Origin of the sequence: Curtobacterium sp. MCJR17_055 (assembly GCF_003224335.1) — a bacterium.
Taxonomy (GTDB): Bacteria; Actinomycetota; Actinomycetes; order Actinomycetales; family Microbacteriaceae; genus Curtobacterium.
This window is the reverse complement of the sequence record NZ_QKLF01000002.1, coordinates 66,309-84,615: the sequence shown is the minus strand read 5'-3', so window position 1 is coordinate 84,615 and position 18,307 is coordinate 66,309. Positions and strand designations below refer to the sequence as shown.

16 protein-coding genes are annotated in these 18,307 nt (G+C 72.1%); 12 read left to right on the top strand and 4 right to left on the bottom strand.

Annotated features, from left to right (window positions below):
- Positions 1-64 precede the first annotated feature (64 nt).
- The gene (locus tag DEJ16_RS15925) at positions 65-193 is read right to left on the bottom strand and encodes a hypothetical protein (protein ID WP_258365820.1); all 129 of its coding nucleotides are present in this window, start codon (positions 191-193) and stop codon (positions 65-67) included.
- Between the two features lie 345 nt (positions 194-538).
- On the opposite strand from DEJ16_RS15925, the gene DEJ16_RS04435 reads away from it, so the two are divergent.
- From DEJ16_RS04435 to DEJ16_RS04425, 3 genes are all read left to right on the top strand, one after another.
- On the top strand, positions 539-2,365 hold the full coding sequence (locus DEJ16_RS04435; RefSeq protein WP_110824433.1) for an ABC transporter ATP-binding protein: 1,827 nt from the start codon (positions 539-541) through the stop codon (positions 2,363-2,365).
- Between the two features lie 125 nt (positions 2,366-2,490).
- A complete protein-coding gene (locus DEJ16_RS04430; RefSeq protein ID WP_110824432.1) occupies positions 2,491-4,299 on the top strand; it encodes an ABC transporter ATP-binding protein in 1,809 nt (602 codons plus the stop codon).
- A 64-nt stretch (positions 4,300-4,363) separates the two neighbouring features.
- Complete coding sequence (locus tag DEJ16_RS04425; protein ID WP_110824172.1) at positions 4,364-4,879, top strand: DUF805 domain-containing protein; 516 nt, start codon at positions 4,364-4,366, stop codon at positions 4,877-4,879.
- Here the strand turns inward: DEJ16_RS04425 and DEJ16_RS04420 are convergent.
- Together DEJ16_RS04420 and DEJ16_RS04415 are read right to left on the bottom strand one after the other, a co-directional pair.
- Positions 4,876-5,235, bottom strand: coding sequence for an MGMT family protein (locus DEJ16_RS04420; RefSeq protein WP_110824171.1), 360 nt, complete (start codon positions 5,233-5,235; stop codon positions 4,876-4,878). The genes DEJ16_RS04425 and DEJ16_RS04420 overlap by 4 nt on opposite strands.
- Positions 5,236-5,243: 8 nt before the next feature.
- Positions 5,244-5,696 (bottom strand): GNAT family N-acetyltransferase, encoded by a 453-nt coding sequence (locus DEJ16_RS04415; RefSeq protein ID WP_110824170.1) that lies wholly within the window; start codon positions 5,694-5,696, stop codon positions 5,244-5,246.
- 81 nt (positions 5,697-5,777) lie between these two features.
- Between DEJ16_RS04415 and DEJ16_RS04410 the strand changes: the two genes are divergently transcribed.
- The 9 genes from DEJ16_RS04410 to DEJ16_RS04370 all read left to right on the top strand — a co-directional run bounded on the left by DEJ16_RS04410 (position 5,778) and on the right by DEJ16_RS04370 (position 17,844).
- A complete protein-coding gene (locus tag DEJ16_RS04410; RefSeq protein WP_110824169.1) occupies positions 5,778-7,052 on the top strand; it encodes an ROK family transcriptional regulator in 1,275 nt (424 codons plus the stop codon).
- A gap of 29 nt (positions 7,053-7,081) precedes the next feature.
- A complete protein-coding gene (locus DEJ16_RS04405) occupies positions 7,082-7,933 on the top strand; it encodes a PhzF family phenazine biosynthesis protein (protein ID WP_110824168.1) in 852 nt (283 codons plus the stop codon).
- A gap of 273 nt (positions 7,934-8,206) precedes the next feature.
- The gene (locus DEJ16_RS04400; RefSeq protein WP_110824167.1) at positions 8,207-9,562 is read left to right on the top strand and encodes an extracellular solute-binding protein; all 1,356 of its coding nucleotides are present in this window, start codon (positions 8,207-8,209) and stop codon (positions 9,560-9,562) included.
- Between the two features lie 100 nt (positions 9,563-9,662).
- Positions 9,663-10,613 (top strand): carbohydrate ABC transporter permease, encoded by a 951-nt coding sequence (locus DEJ16_RS04395; protein WP_110824166.1) that lies wholly within the window; start codon positions 9,663-9,665, stop codon positions 10,611-10,613.
- Between the two features lie 2 nt (positions 10,614-10,615).
- Complete coding sequence (locus DEJ16_RS04390) at positions 10,616-11,515, top strand: carbohydrate ABC transporter permease (RefSeq protein WP_110824165.1); 900 nt, start codon at positions 10,616-10,618, stop codon at positions 11,513-11,515.
- Between the two features lie 46 nt (positions 11,516-11,561).
- Positions 11,562-14,606 (top strand): glycoside hydrolase family 38 C-terminal domain-containing protein, encoded by a 3,045-nt coding sequence (locus DEJ16_RS04385; protein ID WP_110824164.1) that lies wholly within the window; start codon positions 11,562-11,564, stop codon positions 14,604-14,606.
- A gap of 267 nt (positions 14,607-14,873) precedes the next feature.
- Positions 14,874-16,109, top strand: coding sequence for an ice-binding family protein (locus DEJ16_RS04380; RefSeq protein ID WP_110858031.1), 1,236 nt, complete (start codon positions 14,874-14,876; stop codon positions 16,107-16,109).
- 132 nt (positions 16,110-16,241) lie between these two features.
- Positions 16,242-16,988 (top strand): histidine phosphatase family protein, encoded by a 747-nt coding sequence (locus DEJ16_RS04375; protein WP_110824162.1) that lies wholly within the window; start codon positions 16,242-16,244, stop codon positions 16,986-16,988.
- Positions 16,981-17,844, top strand: a complete 864-nt coding sequence (locus DEJ16_RS04370; RefSeq protein WP_110824161.1) for an NAD(P)H-hydrate dehydratase — start codon at positions 16,981-16,983, stop codon at positions 17,842-17,844. The genes DEJ16_RS04375 and DEJ16_RS04370 overlap by 8 nt, the downstream gene beginning before the upstream one ends.
- A 5-nt stretch (positions 17,845-17,849) precedes the next feature.
- Here DEJ16_RS04370 and DEJ16_RS04365 read toward each other — a convergent pair whose 3' ends face one another.
- The gene (locus DEJ16_RS04365; protein WP_110824160.1) at positions 17,850-18,287 is read right to left on the bottom strand and encodes a YdeI/OmpD-associated family protein; all 438 of its coding nucleotides are present in this window, start codon (positions 18,285-18,287) and stop codon (positions 17,850-17,852) included.
- Positions 18,288-18,307: the final 20 nt, after the last annotated feature.

The window sequence follows — 18,307 nt, the reverse complement described above, 5'->3', positions numbered from 1 at the left end:
AGGAGCACGCGTTGCTGGTTGCGCGCTGGGAGTCGCTGCCGATAGTCTGCAGGGCTCTGCGGCCTCAGCCGACGACTGCTCCACGGGTCGGCGGCACCGCGGACACGACGGTGACGAAGACGACGACTGGAGTGACGATGGACACGACGACCGGCACCACGGCAACGGGGGCCCGGACGACACGGACGTCCATCAGCGGGACCGCTCCCGACGCACGACGCGCCCGTCGCGCCGTCGCGTCGTCCCCGTCCGCGGGGGCACCCGTCGTCCCGGCGACGCCGACCGCGTAGAGCCGCCTCCCGCACCCGCCGGGCCGGATCGGGCCCAGCCCGACCGAGCGCCAGGGACACGTGTCCCCGTCGCCTCCGACCGGATGCCGATCCGGCCCACCGACGGACGCCGTCCCGACGGCGACGACCGCGGCACCGTGACCGGGCAACCGGCCGACCAGACCACGCAACGCACCCCGGGCCTCCCGTCCGGACAGGGCCAGCCCCTGGCCGACGGGACCCGGCACGAAGCACGAGGACGCACACGCATGTCCCAGGGACCCGATCGGGAACCGGCGCCGACCCCGGCGCGACCGTCCACCGCCCGCGCGCTCGGACGACTCTGGCCCTACGTCCAGCCCTACCGATGGCGTCTGCTCGGCGGGATGCTGGCGGCGCTCGGCGCCTCCGTCGTCGCGCTCGCCATCCCGTACGTCCTGCAGGCCCTCGTCGACGGGCCGCTCGCTTCCGGGGACGGTGGACTCATCCTGCCCGCCGGAGCCGCGGTGCTCGCGCTCGGTGTCCTCGAGGCGTTCTTCATCGCCTCGCGCCGGAAGCTCGTCATGCGGCCGTCGACCCGCATCGAGGCGAGCATGCGGAACGCGCTCTACGCGAAGCTGCAGGATCTGCCCGTCGCGTTCCACGACCGATGGGAGTCCGGGCAGCTGCTGTCCCGCTCGGTGTCCGACCTGTCGCTCATCCGGCGCTGGCTGGCGTTCGGCATCGTGCTCCTCGTCGTGAACGTCGTGACGATCGTCATCGGGTTCGCTGTGCTCTTCACGTTCGGCTGGCAGCTCGGCCTCATCTTCCTGGTGGCGTCGATCCCGGTGTGGGTGAACAGCGTCCTGTTCGAGCGGAAGTACTCGATCGTCGCCCGCCGCAGCCAGGACCAGGTCGGCGACCTCGCGACGAGCGTCGAGCAGTCGGTGCACGGCATCCGCGTGCTCAAGGCGTTCGGGCGGGGCCGGTACAAGCTCGACGAGTTCGCCGAGCAGGCCGAGCAGCTGCGCGGCACCGAGATCGAGAAGGCCAAGGCGATCGCGGCGATCTGGCTGTGGCTGCTGCTCGTGCCGGACGTGGCGTTCGCGCTCTGCCTGCTCGCCGGCATCTGGCTCGCCAGCCAGGGGGACCTCAGCGTCGGGCAGCTCTTCGCGTTCTTCGCGACCGCGACCGTGCTGCGCTTCCCGATCGAGTCGATCGGGTTCTTCCTGTCGATGACGTTCGACACCCGCACCGCAGTGGACCGGTACTTCGAGGTCATGGACTCCGAGAACACGATCACGGACCCCGCGGAGCCGAAGACCATCACCGAGCCGCACGGTGCGCTCTCGTTCAACGCGACGCACTTCCGCTACCAGGACTCCCCGCCGCAGTTCCCCGACCTGGTGGACGGCGTCGAGCTGCACCTGCAGCCCGGCGAGACGATGGCGCTCGTCGGACTCACCGGCTCCGGCAAGACGACCCTGCTGTCGCTCGTGCCCCGGTTGTACGACGTCACCGGCGGGTCCGTCACGATCGACGGCGTCGATGTGCGGGACCTCACCCGAGCCGAACTCCGACGGCACGTCGCGGTCGCCTTCGAGGACGCGACCCTGTTCTCGTCGAGCGTGCGCGACAACGTCCTGCTCGGCCGCCCGGACCTGACCGGCCCGGAGGCCGAGCGGATCATGCGCGAGGCCCTCGACATCGCGCAGGCGTCCTTCGTGGACGACCTGCCCGAGGGCGTCGACACTCGGGTCGGAGAAGAAGGGCTGTCGTTGTCCGGCGGGCAGCGGCAGCGACTCGCGCTCGCCCGGGCGATCGCGGCGCGGCCGAGCGTGCTCGTCCTCGACGACCCGCTGTCGGCGCTCGACGTCGACACCGAGGCCCGGGTGGAGGCCGGTCTCCGCCGGGTCCTCGCCGACACGACCTCGCTCATCGTGGCCCACCGTCCGTCGACCGTGACGCTCGCGGACCGGGTGGCGCTCATGGAGGACGGCCGCGTCACCGCCGTCGGCACGCATGCCGAGCTGATGGCCACGAACGAGCACTACCGTGCCGTCATCTCGTCGCTCGACGACGACGACGCAGACGACCGAGAGGAGGCGATGGCATGAGCGACGAGACCGACCAGGACGCGCGCGTGACCGTCGACCAGGAACCCACGGGCGGATCGGTGCCGGTGGCGCAGGTCGGCACCGGCACGCAGGCAGCCGAGGCAGCGGCCCCGGTCACCGCGTCGATCACCGTGCACGGGGTGCGCGGCGAGGAACGCGAGGACTTCACGAAGGCCGAGAGCCGCCGCCTGCGGCGCCGGTCGCTCGGACTGCTCGGCTCGCTCACCGCGCCGCTGCGGGCCCGGCTCTGGGGCATCGCCGTCGTCGTGGTGCTCGCGACCGCCGGGCAGGTCGCCGGACCCGCGCTCATCGCCTGGGGCATCGACCACGCCCTGCCCACCGTGCTCGACCGGGACGACTGGTCGCCGGCGTTCCTCGTCGTGGGGTCGTACATCACGATCGCGGTCGTCGGCGCCGTCCTCACCGCCTGGTACACCGTGCTGTCCGCGCGGATCAGCCAGGCGATCCTGTTCGACCTGCGGAAGCGGGTGTTCCTGCACACGCAGCGGCTCTCGCTCGAGTTCCACGAGACCTACACCTCGGGCCGGATCATCTCCCGCCAGACGAGCGACCTCGACTCGATCCGGGAACTGCTCGACTCCGGGTTGAACCAGCTCATCCAGGGCGTGCTGTACATGCTCTTCACCGCGGCGGCGCTCGTGCTCCTCGACCCGACCTCCGGCCTGGTGCTCGCGGTCGCCCTCGTGCCGCTGTGGTTCCTGACCCGGTGGTTCCAGCAGCGCTCGCAGCAGCTCTTCCGGTCCACCCGGACGACGAGTGCCCGCGTGATCGTGCACTTCGTCGAGACGATGACCGGCATCCGCGCGGTGCAGGCGTTCCGCAAGGAGTCCCGCAACGAGGTCGAGTACGGCGAGCAGGTCGAGCAGAACCGGCAGGCGAACGCCCGCGTGTTCAACCTGTTCGGGATCTTCGACCCGGGTCTGGTGCTCATCGGGAACGCGACGCTCGCCGCGGTCGTCATCGTCGGCGGCTTCCGGGTCGTCGGCGGGTCGCTCGAGATCGGCGCGCTGCTCGCGGTCGCGCTGTACGCCAAGCGGTTCTTCGACCCGGCGCAGGAACTCGCCATGTTCTACAACAGCTACCAGTCGGCCTCGGCCGCGATGGAGAAGATCTCCGGCGTCCTCGAGGAGCAGCCGAGCGTCCCGGATCCGGCGAAGCCGGTGAAGCTGCCGGACGCGGCCGGCCGGGTCGACTTCGAGCACGTCGCGTTCGCCTACAAGGAGGACCGCGTCGTGCTGCCGGAGTTCGACCTGCACATCCCGGCGGGGCAGACCATCGCGCTCGTGGGGTCCACCGGTGCCGGCAAGTCGACGCTCGCGAAGCTCATGGCGCGGTTCTACGACCCGACCTCGGGCGCGGTCACCCTGGACGGCGTCGACCTGCGGGACCTCGACCCGAAGGACATGCGCCGGGCGGTCGTCATGGTGACGCAGGAGGCGTACCTGTTCTCCGGCTCGGTGGCGGACAACATCGAGCTCGGTCGACCGGGAGCCTCCCGAGCGGACATCGTGTCGGCGGCGAAGGCGGTCGGTGCCCACGCGTTCATCACGGCACTGCCGGACGGGTACGACACCGACGTGAACAAGCGCGGCGGCCGGGTGTCGGCAGGGCAACGGCAGCTGCTGTCGTTCGCCCGCGCGTTCCTGGCGGACCCGAAGGTGCTCATCCTCGACGAGGCCACGGCGTCGCTCGACATCCCGTCGGAGCGGCTGGTGCAGGAGGGGCTCGAGACCCTGCTCGCCGACCGGACCGCGGTGATCATCGCGCACCGGCTGTCGACCGTCGCGATCGCCCACCGGGTGCTCGTCATGGAGTACGGCCGCATCGTCGAGGACGGCACGCCCGCCGACCTCATCGCCGGGACGGGGCGGTTCTCGCAGCTGCACGCGGCCTGGCGGGACTCGCTGGTCTAGTGATGTCCGTGAAGGGGGTGCGTCCCGTCCGGGGCGGGACCGGACGCCGTGGTTTGCTGGGGGGATGAGCAGCAACGACGTCCAGCCGGGAGGCGTCGCCCTGCGCGACCCCTTCGTCGGCGCCCCCTTCGCCGAGGCCGTCCGGCGGTTCTGGCGGAAGTACACGGTGTTCACCGGCCGGGCGTCCCGTTCCGAGTTCTGGTGGTGGTGGCTCACGTCGTTCGCGGTCGGCCTCGTGCTGCAGCTCGTGCCGCAGGCGTTCACCCCGGACGCCCCGCTGCTCGAGAACCCCGTCGGGTCCTACCTGTTCGTGCTCTGGGCCCTCGTGACGCTCGTCGGTGGGCTGGCCCTCGGGGCGCGGCGCCTGCACGACGCGAACCTGTCCGGCTTCTGGCAGTTCCTGCACGTGCTCCCGGGCATCGGGTCGCTCGTGCTCTTCGTGTTCTTCCTGCTGCCGTCCAACCCGAAGGGCACGCGGTTCGACCTGCAGGCCGGCCCGGCGACGCCCGGCCCGGCGACGCCCGGCCCGGCGACGCCCGGCCCGGCGACGCCCGGCTCGGGGACGTCCGCGCGGCGCTAGTCCGACCGGTTGTCCGCGGTCGGCGACCAGCGCGCACGGCGCATGTCGAGCCTCCAGGCCGCGTCGTCGTCGACCGCACGCGTCGGGCGCAGCGGCGTGCCCTCGGCGCGGTAGTGCTCGAGGGCGCGTGCCTCGTGGCGGACCGGTGGCAGCCCGCCGGCCCGGACGACCCGCCACCAGGGCAGGTCGACGCCCTCGTGGGCCATCACCTTGCCGACCGCACGGGAGGCACGGGAGCCGAGCACGGCGGCGACGTCGCCGTACGTCATCACGCGACCCGGCGGGATGGCACGGACGACCGCCGCGACGGCGGCACCGAAGTCGTCCGCGCCCTCGCGGGACGACGGGGCCGACACGACGGCGCCTAGAGCGTCAGCGCCGCGAAGTGGTCGCCGTACTGGGTCTCGCCGATCACCCGGAAGCCGATCGCCTCGAAGAACGCCGCCGGGCTGCCAGCACCGGGCTCGTAGACCACGGTCAGGCGCTCGAAGCCGCGCTTGCGGGCCTCCTCGGCGAGACCGTGCACGGCGAACCGGCCGACACCGCGGCCCTGCGCGTTCGCGGCGACGTTGACCCGCCAGATGCAGCTGCGCAGTTCTTCCTGCGCGTTGTCGGCGTCGAAGCTGCCGATGATGAGCCCGACGACCTCGTCCCCGTCCAGGACGACCCGCGGCCACGAGGCGCTCGGCTTCACGTCCGACTCGGCCTGCGCGTACGAGGTCGGCTGGACGAACTGCTCCTGCCCCGGCTTCAGCGTCAGCGAGTTGGCCGCTGCGGCGGTCGCTGCGGAGAGTTCTTCGAGGCGGAGGTCCGTCATGTCGGTCAGGCTAACGGTGCGGGCGGGTCGGATGCCAGCGGTGCGACGGAGGCAGCGTGCTCCGGCGGTATCGTCGCTCGGGTGGCGGAGCATCGACGTGGGGCGAACCTGCCGTCGCTGGGCGGCTTCAACCGCACGGTCGTGCTCGACGCCGTCCGTCGCTCACCCGACGGGCTCAGCCGCGTCGAACTCGCGGCCCGCACCGGCCTCAGCCCGCAGACGGTCTCGAACGTCACCCGGTACCTCATCGACGGCGGCATGATCGTCGAGTCCGGCACGGTGGTGTCCGGGCGCGGCAAGCCGCGCACGATCCTCCGTCTGGAGGCCCGCAGCCGCTTCGCCGTCGGGGTGCACGTCGACCCCGCGGTCGTCACGTACGTGCTGCTCGACCTGGCGGGTGCGGTGGTGGCCGAGGCCACCACGTCGACCCCGAGCGCCGAGGACCCGGAGCAGGTGATCCGGACGATGGCGTCCGCGGTCGACGAACTCGTCCGTCGCGCCGACGTCGACCCCGACGACGTGCTCGGGGTCGGGGTCGCCTCGCCGGGGCCGATCGACGCGGCCGCCGGCATCGTGCTCGACCCGCCGTTCCTGCCGCGGTGGCGGGACGTGGCGCTCCGGGACGCCCTCGGGGACGCGACCGGGTACCCCGTGCTCCTCGAGAAGGACGTCACCGCCGCGGCGGTCGGCGAGTTGTTCCTGGCGCGGGAGGCAGCGGCGCGGGACTTCGCGTTCGTGTACTTCGGCACCGGGTTCGGCGTCGGGCTCGTCATCGACCACGAGCCCGTCCGCGGGTCCGGGGCGAACGCCGGGGACGCCGGACACATCATGGTCGACCAGGGGAGCCTCGCCGGCACGCCCGACGGCGAGGGTGCGCGTGGCGAGGTCGGAGCCACCGTGACGCCCGACCGGCTCGTGCGGATCGCGGCGGATCGTGGCGTCCCGCTCGGGGCCGTGGACGAGCTCGCGGGCGACGGGGTGGACGCCGGGGTCGACCTCGCGGCCGTCGACCGGGCGTGGGACGCGCTCGGGGACGCGGTCGCGGCCGGCGACCCGGTCGCGTCGGCGTTCGCGGCCGAGGTCGGCACGGTGATGGGACGGGCGGTGGTCGTCATCGTCAACCTCCTCGACGTGGACCGGGTCGTCTTCGGCGGGCCGTTCTGGTCGCGGATCGCACCCGCTGCCCTCCCGGCGGCGACGGCGGCGATCGCCGGGTCGCCGATCCTCGTCCCGAAGCACCCCGTGACCGTGGTCGAGAGCCAGCGCGGGGCGGACGTGGCCGCGGTCGGGGCGGCCTGCCTGGTGCTCGACGCGGCGCTGTCGCCGCGCGCGAGCACGTTGCTCATCGCGCACTGAGGGTCGCGCACGCTCGGTAGCCTCGGACCGTGCAGCACGTCGAGGTCCTCCGGTACACCGCGTTCGCCGACCCGCAGGCCGGTGCGCACGGCGGCAACCCGGCCGGGGTCGTCCTCGACGCCGCGGCCCTCACCGACGACGAGATGCTCGCGATCGCGCAGCGGGTCGGGTACTCCGAGACCGCCTTCGTCACCGGGTCGGACGGGGACCGGGTCCGGGTGCGCTACTTCTCCCCGGCCGCGGAGGTGCCGTTCTGCGGCCACGCGACGGTCGCGCTCGCGGTGGCGATCGCCGAGCGGCAGGGGCCCGGGCAGCGGGTGTTCGTCACACGGTCGGGCGACGTCGTGCTCGACACGGTCCTGTCCGCGGGCGTCGTACAGGTCGCGATGACGAGCGTCGAGCCCGCGACCCGGCCGCTGCCCGACGACCGGCTGCTGACGCTGCTCGACCTGCTCGGACTCGTGCCGGACGACCTCGACGCGGCGCACCCGCCCCTCGAGGCCTTCGCCGGCAACTGGCACCCCGTGCTCGTCCTCGCCGACGCGGACCTGTTCCACCAGTTCCGGTTCGCCCCGGAGGCGCTCGCCGACCTCATGCGACAGAGCGGCTGGCCGGCGACCGTGACCGTGCTGCACCCGGTGACACCGGGGGAGTACGAGGCGCGGAACCTCTTCCCGGTCGGCCGCATCACGGAGGACCCGGCGACGGGATCGGCCGCCGCATCCGTCGGGGCGTACCTGCAGGAGACCGGCGTAGCCGTGCCGGGTGACCGGGTCGTGATCCGGCAGGGGCGGCACGTCGGACGGCCGAGCGTGCTGCTCGTCGACGTGCCTGCGAGCGGCGGCGTCACCGTCACCGGCGGGGCGACCCCGATCCGGTAGCCGCGCACCCGGGCCCGGGCCCGGCACGGACCCGGGCCGGTCGCAGTCGAGCCGACGGGCCGCTTCGCGCGCAGCGACACCGTTCGTGCTCGCTGACGCGGAGAACGTCGCGCAGCGCGAACCAAGCCGGACCGGACCGCCCCCGCCACGCGCAGGTCACGAACCGGACGCGCTTCCCGTCGAACGCTTGACAACGTTCAAATCCATACGATGGACTAAACCGGCAACGCGGGCAACGGAGTCCGCGACCTTCACCCGTGCAAAGGAGCACCGATGAAACGCACCCGCATCATCGCCGGATTCGCCGCCGTGGCCGTCGCCTCGGTCGGACTCGCCGGCTGCTCGAGCTCGGGGTCCGCCTCGAGCGACACGATCAAGATCGCCTACCAGAAGTTCGGCGCCTTCCAGCAGCTCGACGCCCAGATGAAGGTCGTCAAGAAGGAGTACGAGGAGGCGAACCCCGGCAAGGAGGTCGAACTCGTCCCGATCCAGGCGCAGGAGGACGACTACGCCACGAAGCTCGCGCTGATGAACCGGGCACCCGCGACCGCGCCCGACGTCATCTACGAGGACACGTTCCGCATCAAGGCCGACGCCGATGCCGGCTACCTGCAGCCGATCGACCGGTTCACCGAGAAGTGGGACGAGTGGGACCAGTTCTACGACAACGCGAAGCAGGCGGGTGAGGGGGAGGACGGCAAGATCTACGGCGTCCCGATGGGCACCGACACCCGTGCGCTCTGGTACAACAAGGAGATCTTCGAGAAGGCCGGTCTGCCCGTGCCGTGGAAGCCGGAGACCTGGGACGACGTCCTCGCCGCCGCGAAGACCATCAAGGAGCAGCAGCCGGACGTCATCCCGTTCAACATCTACTCCGGCAAGGCGCAGGGCGAGGCCTCGACCATGCAGGGCTTCGAGATGCTGCTCTACGGCGCGGACGGCGACGGCAACACGCTGTACCGCGACGGCAAGTGGGTCGTCGGCTCGGAGCAGTTCCAGGACTCGCTGCAGTTCATCGAGGACGTCTACCAGGGCGACCTCGGGCCCACGCCGCAGCAGGCCCTCGACACCAACATCGGGACGACGATCACGCAGACGTGGCTGCCGGAGGGCAAGCTCGCGATCGACCTCGACGGTTCGTGGCAGTCCGGCACCTGGCTGGAGTCCGGCACCGCCCCGTGGGCCGAGTGGAACGACGTGATGGGTCAGGCGCCCTTCCCGACGCAGAACGGCCAGGAACCGGGCTACAACTCGATGTCCGGCGGTTGGACGCTCGCGGTCGGTTCGAAGTCGGGGAACCCGCAGGACGCGTTCGACTTCATCACGATGTTCCTCGACAAGGACGGCTCCATCAAGTACGACTCGGAGAACAGCCAGATCGCCGTCCGCAAGGACGTCGCCGAGGACCCGGCGTACACCGGCGCGAACCCGACCTTCGAGTTCTTCTCCGGGCTCGTGGAGCACACGAACTTCCGTCCGGCGACGAGCGAGTACGCACAGGTCTCGAACGCCATCCAGGTCGCGATGGAGTCCGTGATGACCGGTCAGCAGTCGCCCGCCGAGGCAGCGGCGGTCTACGACAAGGCCGTCGAGGGCGTCGTCGGCAAGGACGCCACCGTCGCCGGCTGACCGCCCGCACCACCTGACGGGAGGCGCGGTGCCCGTCCGCCCCGCGCCTCCCGACAGCCCCCATCTCCGGAACCCTCTCCGCACCCGGAAGGCATCCACCGTGTCCAGCACCCCCCTCGCGCCGACGCTGTCGGCCCCCGGTTCGCCGAACCGCGCCGACCCACCCTCGCCGCGGAAGCGGCGCCCGATGCGGAACGCGACGCGCGTCGTCCCGCTCCTGCCCGCCGTCGTCCTGCTCGTCGTGTTCCTGCTCGGGCCGGTCATCTCGTCGTTCTACGGCTCCTTCACGAACGCGGCGCTGACCGGCATCGACGCCGCGGACCAGCAGTTCGTCGGCTTCCAGAACTACGTCGAGCTCTTCCAGGACCCGGACTTCCCGAAGTCCGTGGTCCTGACGATCGTGTTCCTCATCGCCTCGGCGGTGGTGGGGCAGAACGTGCTCGGCCTCGGCCTCGCGCTGCTCATGCGCAGCGCGAACCGGGTCGTCCGCGGCGTCGTCGGCACCTTCGTCGTCGCCGCGTGGGTGCTGCCCGAGATCGTCGCCTCGTTCGCGGCGTACGCGTTCTTCCACGACGAGGGGACGCTGAACACGTTCCTCGCGTCGCTCGGCGTCAGCGGGCCGAACTGGCTCTACACGTACCCGATGATCGCGGTCATCCTCGCGAACGTCTGGCGCGGGACGGCGTTCTCGATGCTCGTCTACTCGGCCGCCGTGCAGGAGGTCCCCGAGGAGATCACCGAGTCCGCCGAGGTCGACGGCGCCACCGGCTGGCAGCGTCTCGTCTACATCACGCTGCCGGTCATCCGCCGCAGCATCTCGACGAACCTCATGCTCACGACGTTGCAGACCCTGTCGGTCTTCACCCTCATCTTCGTGATGACGGGCGGCGGACCGGGCACGAACTCGTCGACCCTGCCGATCCTGGCGTACCAGGAGGCGTTCCAGTTCTCGCAGCTCGGCTTCGGGACGGCGATCGCGACCATCCTGCTCGTGGTCGGCGCGGTCTTCTCGATCATCTACATCAAGGCACTGAAGCCGGAGGTGGACTGACCATGGCCCTCACCGCTGACCGTCCGGTCTCGAACGTCACCCGCTCGGTGACCGCCCCGGGCGCGGTCCACATGACCTCGCCCCGGGGTCGCACCCTCCGGTGGGTGTCGAACATCGTCCTGCTCGTCATCGCGGTGTGCTTCGCGGTGCCGCTGCTCTGGCTCGTGCTCGCATCGGTGGACACGCAGGCGTCGCTGTCGGTGAAGCTGCCGTCGCAGTTCACGCTCGACAACTTCACCCAGGTGCTCACCCCGGAGCTGTCGTTCATCCCGCTCGCGAACAGTCTGCTGCTCTCCGGTGGCACGGCCGTCGCGACGGTCGTCGCCGCGCTCCTCGCCGCGTACCCGCTGTCCCGGTACAAGCTGCGCGTGAACAAGCCGTTCCTGTACAGCATCCTGTTCGGCACCGGTCTGCCCATCACCGCGATGATGGTCCCCGTCTACGCGCTCTTCGTGTCGCTCAACCTCATCGACAACATCTGGGGCTGCGTCTTCTTCCTCGCCGCGACCAGCCTGCCGATGGCGATCTGGATGGCGAAGAACTTCATGGACTCGGTGCCGATCTCGCTGGAGGAAGCGGCCTGGACCGACGGCGCCTCGATGTTCACGACGCTCACCCGCATCGTCGTGCCGCTCATGCGACCCGGCATCGCCGTGGTGTTCATCTTCGTGTTCATCCAGGCGTGGGGGAACTTCTTCGTCCCCTTCGTCCTGCTGCTCTCGCCCGACAAGGTGCCCGCCGCGGTGAGCATCTTCAACTTCTTCGGTCAGAACGGGGCCGTCGCGTACGGGCAGCTCGCCGCGTTCTCGATCGTCTACTCCGTGCCCGTCATCGCCCTCTACGTGCTCGTGTCCCGCGGCCTCGGCGGGGGCAACGCCCTCGCCGGCGGCATCAAGGGCTGACCACCGCACCCCAGCCGCGCTCACCACGCGGAACGAAAGGACCCTCATGCACCAGGACGAACCGCTCGTCGAGGCCCGCATCGCGCGACTCGTGCGGGACCGCGTCGACCCGAACGTCCACCGACGGGCATCGCCGGTGACGATCGAGGCCTGGCAGGTGCCGGACGAACCGGTGCCCTTCGCCGAGGCCGTGCAGCAGACGTACACGCCGTTCACGGTCGGCGAGCCGTGGGGCGCCCGACCGTGGGGCACCACGTGGTTCCGGGTCACCGGCACCGTGCCCGCGGACTTCGGCACGGCGGACGGCACCACCGCCGAGCTCCTCGTCGACCTCGGGTTCAGCAAGCGCCAGCCCGGGTTCCAGGCCGAAGGGCTCGCGTTCCGCCCGGACGGCTCCACCATCAAGGCCATCGAGCCGCGCAACGACACCGTCCCGCTGCAGGTCGGCCCGGGGGAGTCGTTCGAGCTCTACGTCGAGGCCGGCGCGAACCCCGACATCGGCGGCGACGACTTCCAGGGCGCCACCCCGCTCGGCTCGAAGCACACCGCCGGCGACGTCCCGATCTACCGCCTGCGCGCACTCGAGGTCGTCGAACGCGACGACACCGTGTGGGAGCTGCAGCAGGACCTCTGGGTGCTGCGCGGTCTCATGGCCGAGCTCCCGACCGACGGCACCCGCGGCGCCGACGTGCTCCGCGTGCTCGAACGGGCTGCGGACGCACTCGACCCCGACGACGTGGCCGGGACCGCCGCCGACGCCCGCGCCGTGCTGGCGACGGCGCTCGCCGTGCCCGCCAGTGCTGCTGCGCACCGCGCGATCGCCGTCGGGCACGCGCACATCGACTCCGCCTGGCTCTGGCCGGTGCGGGAGACGAAGCGCAAGTGCGCCCGCACGTTCTCCAACGTGCTCGACCTGATGGACCGCGACCCCGACTTCACGTTCGCGTGCTCGTCCGCCCAGCAGTACGCCTGGATGCGGGACGAGTACCCGGAGGTGTTCGGCAGGATCAAGCAGCGCGTCGCCGAGGGGCGGTGGATCCCGGTCGGCGGCATGTGGGTCGAGTCCGACACGAACCTGCCCGGTGGTGAGGCCCTGGCCCGGCAGTTCGTCGCCGGCAAGCGGTTCTTCCTCGAGGAGTTCGGCATCGACACCCCCGAGGCCTGGCTCCCCGACTCGTTCGGGTACACCGGCGCGCTCCCGCAGATCGTGCGCGCCGCGGGGTCGAAGTGGTTCGTCACGCAGAAGCCGTCGTGGAACGAGACGAACGTCATCCCGCACACGTCGTTCCTGTGGGAGGGCATCGACGGCTCCCGGGTCCTCACGCACCTGCCCCCGGCGGACACGTACAACTCCGACGTCTCGCCCGCGGACCTGCACCGGGGGGAGCGCCAGAACAAGGAGCGCGGCGTCGCGAACACCTCGATGCTGCTCTACGGCTTCGGTGACGGCGGTGGTGGCCCGACCCGCGAGATGGTCGCCGCAGCCCGACGCCAGCACGACCTGGACGGCTCGCCCCGCGTCGACCTCGGCACGCCGGCGCAGGTGTTCGAGGAGCTGGAACGGGCGCTGCCCACCCCCGGCGTCTGGTCCGGGGAGATGTACCTCGAGTTCCACCGCGGCACGTACACGTCGCAGGTCCGCACGAAGCAGGGCAACCGCCGCTCCGAGCACCTGCTCCGCGAGGCCGAGCTCTGGGCCTCCACCGCGGCCGTCCGGCTCGGGCAGGCGTACCCGTACGACGAACTCGAGTCGGCCTGGCACACCGTGCTGCTCCAGCAGTTCCACGACATCCTGCCGGGCTCGTCCATCGCCTGGGTCTACGAGAACGCGGAGGCCGAGTACGCCCGCGTCGCAGGTGTCCTCGAGGAACTGATCGGCACGGCGACCTCCGCACTCGCCACCGGCGGTACGGCCACCGCGGACCGGCCGGGAGGCCCGGCCGCGTCCGCCCCGCAGGTCCGGTTCAACGCGTCCCCGGTGGTCGCCGACGGCGTGACCGCGCTGGGAGCCGCGCCCGTCGACGTGGCGCGGGCCGTGCCTCCCGAGCCGGACGGCGACCGGTTCGTCTTCGACACCGGTGCGGTCGTCGCGACCGTCGACGCGGCCGGGCACGTCGTGTCGTTCGTGGACCGGGCCTCCGGGCGGGACGCCGTCGCCCCGGGCGCCGCAGCGGCGGAGTACACCGTGTTCCGCGACACCCCGAACCAGTGGGAGGCGTGGGACATCGACCGGGCGTACCAGCGCCACGGGTCCGCGCTCACCGCGACGAGCGTCACGGTCGAGGGTGACGCGCTCGTCGTCGTCCGTCCGTTCGGCAGCTCGACCGTGACCACCCGGTACACGGCGGCCGAGGGGCAGCCCGAGCTGGTCGTCGAGACCGAGGTCGACTGGCACGAGCAGCAGAAGCTCCTCAAGCTGGCGTTCCCGCTCGACCTCAAGGCCGACCAGGCGTCGAGCGAGATCCAGTTCGGGCACATCGACCGGCCGACGCACCAGAACACCTCGTGGGACTTCGCACGGTTCGAGACGAGTGCGCACCGGTGGGTGCACGTCGCCGAGCCGGGCTTCGGGGTCGCGATCGCGAACGACTCGACCTACGGGCACGACGTCACGCGGAGCACCCGGGCGGACGGCGGGACCACCACCCAGGTGCGGGAGTCCCTCGTGCGCGGGCCGAAGTTCCCCGACCCCGAGGCCGACCAGGGGCACCACGTGTTCCGCACCGTGCTGCGCGTCGGCGCCTCGGTGCTCGACGCCGCCGACTCCGGGTACCGGCTCAACCTGCCGGTGCGGACGGTGCCCGGCGACACGGCCGTCGAACCGCTCGTCACCGTGTCGTCGCCGCAGGTGTTCGTCGAGGCCGTGAAGCTCGCCGAGGACCGGAGCGGGGACGTCGTCGTGCGGCTGTACGAGGCGCTCGGCGGTCGGGCGACCGACGTCGGCGTGGACTTCGGGTTCGACGTCGCCGGCGTCACCCGGGTGGACCTGCTCGAACGACCGCTCGACGACGGGACGTGGGAGGACGGCGGACCCGTCGTGCTGACGCTCCGGCCGTTCGAGATCGTCAGCCTGCGGGTGCGACGGGCGTAGTCGGGCGGGACGACCGCGGCGTCGGACGGGGCTCTGGGTGCACCCGTCCGGCGCCGCTCGTGCATGGTGTGCCCCCTGCACTGGGGGTCCGCGGCGGCCGGTGACCGCTCCGAGCGTGTGTGCGACCTGGGAGTCCGGCCGTGAGCGAGGCGGATCGGGCGTCTCCACCCCGTTCCGAGCAGATGTGACGCATACTCCGGAGACCGGAGATCATGCGTCCGTCGTCGACGAACGCACTGTGCCTCTCCCTCTCAGACAGGTGCCTCCATGGCCGCGTCACCGTTCCTCCGCAGCGTCCTGACGGGTGGTGCCGGTCTGGGCCTCGCAGTGTCGCTCGTCCTCACGGCGTCATCCGGCGCCTCCGCGGCCACCGAGATCGACGGGCCCGTCACACTCGGGACCGCTGCCACCTACGGCGTCCTCGGGGCCAGCGCCGTCACCAACACCGGACCGACCGTCGTCAACGGTGACCTCGGCGTCTCGCCCGGCACCGCGGTCACCGGGTTCGGAGCGGCACCGGACGGCGTCGTCACCGGCACGGTCCGGTCCCGCACCGAGGCCGCGCAGGCGCAGCAGGACGCCCGGACCGCGTACGACGCGGCCGCGGCACTCACACCGAGCGGCGTCGACGTCACCGACCTCGACAACCGTGCGCCGCTCGTCCCCGGGGTCTACTCCGGGGGTGCACTGGACCTGTCGGACGGCAACACGCTCACCCTGGACGGCGACGCGCAGTCGACCTGGGTGTTCCAGGCAGCGTCCACGCTGGTCGTGGGGACGGACACCCGGATCCTGATCACCGGCGGCGCGAGCTCGTGCAACGTCTTCTGGCAGGTCGGTAGCTCCGCGACCATCCAGAGCGGTGCGCAGTTCCAGGGCACCGTCCTCGCCCAGCAGTCCGTCACCGCGGTCACCGGTGCAACGGTCCAGGGCCGCCTGCTCGCCCTGAACGGCGCGGTGACGCTCGACACGAACACGATCACGCCGTCACAGACCTGCCCGCCGCCCGCCACCCCCACGCCGACCGTCGCGCCGTCGATCACCTCCGGCACGCCCACGGACGCGACGACCGGACAGCCCTACAGCTACACCGTGACCGCCACCGGGACGCCGACGCCGACCTTCACCGCCACGGGCCTGCCGACCGGTCTCACGATCGACAGCACCACCGGCGTCATCTCGGGCACCCCGACCGCGCCGGGGTCCTCGACCGTGACGATCACCGCATCGAACGGCACCGGCCCGGCCGACACCCAGGTCGTCACCGTCCGGGTCCTGGCGCCCACGCCGACGCCGACCCCCACCACGCCGGCCGGGACGACGCCGACCGGGACGACGCCGACCGCCGGTGACGTGGGCACCGGCACCGGTCGGACGCCCACCGGGACCCTTGCCTTCACCGGCAGCGACCCGACGCTCCCGCTCGGCATCGCCGGCGTGCTGCTGGCCGCGGGCCTCGGACTGACGGTCGTCGCCCGACGTCGTCGCGCAGGCCGCGTCTGACCCCGACCCCTTCCCAACGCACACGGCACCGCTCGTCCCCCGACGGGCGGTGCCGTGTGCGCCCGAGCGTCGAGGCGGGGCCGCGCCTCTGCCCGGGAACCGGTCCAGCGCCTCCCGGCTAGCGTCGCGGCCATGGCCGTCACCGAGATCTGGCTCGTCCGCCACGGAGAGTCCACCGCCAACGTCGCAGCAGCCCGGGCGGAGGCCGCCGGGGCCGACGTCATCGAGGTCGACCACCGGGACGCCGACGTCCCGCTGAGCCCGCTCGGCGAGGAGCAGTCGCGAGCGCTCGGAGCGGAACTCGCCGAACGCGGGGTCGACGACGTCCCGGTGGTGCTCTGGGTCTCCCCGTACCGACGCGCGCAGCAGACGATCGGCATCGCGCTCGAGGCCGGCGGCCTCGCCGAACCCCCGCGCCGCGTCGACGAGCGACTCCGCGACCGGGAGCTCGGCGTGCTCGACCGGCTCACCCGGACCGGCTCGGCGAACCTGCACCCCGACGAGGAGCAGCGCCGGCAGTGGCTCGGCAAGTACTACCACCGACCCGCGGGCGGGGAGTCCTGGGTCGACGTCATGCTCCGGCTGCGCTCGATGTTGGCCGACGTGGACCGGCTCGACGGTGCCGACCGTCTCGTCATCGCCGCGCACGACGCCGTCGTCATGCTGGTCATCGCCGTCTGCCTCGACCTCGACGAGCCGGAGCTGATGGACTTCGCCGAGTCGCACACCGTCGCGAACGCCTCGTTGACCCGGCTCCGACGCGAGGGCCTCGGGAGCCGCTGGTCCCTCGAGGAGTTCTCCGGCACCGGCCACCTCGACGAGGACCCGGGCGCCACCGTCACCGAACACGAAGGCCGGAAGGACGACGCCCGTGTCTGAACCCACCCCCGTCACCCCGAACCTGCTGCGCGAGTGGGCCCTGCCGGAGGTCGGCGGGAGCAAGTACGGCCGCGGGCAGGTGCTCGTCGTCGGCGGCGCGGCCAAGACCCCGGGTGCCGCGATGCTGTCCGCGACCGCGGCGCTCCGCGTCGGTGGTGGCCGACTGACGCTCGCCGTCGCGGAGAGCGTCGCCCCGCACGTCGCCGTCGCCCTGCCCGAGTCCGGCGTGCAACCGCTGCCCCAGGACGACGACGGCCACGTCGCGGTCGGCGCCGTCGACACCCTGACGGACGACCTCGAGAGCGCCGACGCCGTGCTCGTCGGACCGGGCCTGGACGAACCCGACGGCAGCCGTGACCTCGTCGCCGGACTCGCCGCGGCGGTCGGTGACGACACGATCGTGGTGCTCGACGCCTTCGCGCTCGGTGTCGCGGCGGACCTCGTGGACGAACTCGCGCCCCTGCGCGGACGACTCGTGATGACCCCGAACTCCGGCGAGGCGGAACGGCTCCTCGGCCGTGACTGCTCCGACGACCACACCGACGCGGCGGAGATCGCCGAGCGCTTCGGCGCCGTCGTGTCGCTCGGCGGGGTCGTCGCCGCGCCGGACGGCCGGGCGTGGGCGAAGGGCACCGGTGCCGGCGGACTCGGGACGAGCGGCAGCGGCGACGTGCTCTCCGGCGCGATCACCGGCCTGCTGGCACGCGGGGCCGACGTCGCCCAGGCCACCGTCTGGGCGACGCAGGTGCACGCGGCGGCCGGCGACCGACTGGCCGTCCAGGTCGGGCCGATGGGGTACCTGGCGAGCGAGCTGCTCGGCGAGATCCCGCGGGTCCTGGTCGAGTTCGGCGCCTGACCGGGTCACCCCCGGAGCGACGCCACCGCCTGCTCGATGCGCCGCGCGCGGGTCTCCGGTGCCTTCGCCTGCTCGACCGGGTCGACGAGCGCCCGCTTGCGCGACCCCGACAGGGTGTCGAACGCCGCACGGACCCCCGCCGCGCTGAGCGCCGCGTCGAGGTCGGCGGGCACGTCGACGGTCCGCGGCAGGGAGTCGACCTCGAGGGACACGGTCACGCTGTCCCCGGCCGCGATCCCGGCAGCCGTCCGGTGCTCCGCGGACAGCGGGACGAGGAACTCCCCTCCCATGACGCCGACCGTCGACCGGTACGTGTACCCGCCGTCGATCGTGACGACGACCGCGGGACGCCTGCCCGACCCGAGTTCCTCGACGACCTCGGCCGGGACGGGCAGGCCGGTCGCGTTGACGCGCGCCTGCCGGACGGTCGTCGTGAACTCCATGCGGGCCTCCAGGGCGGCTC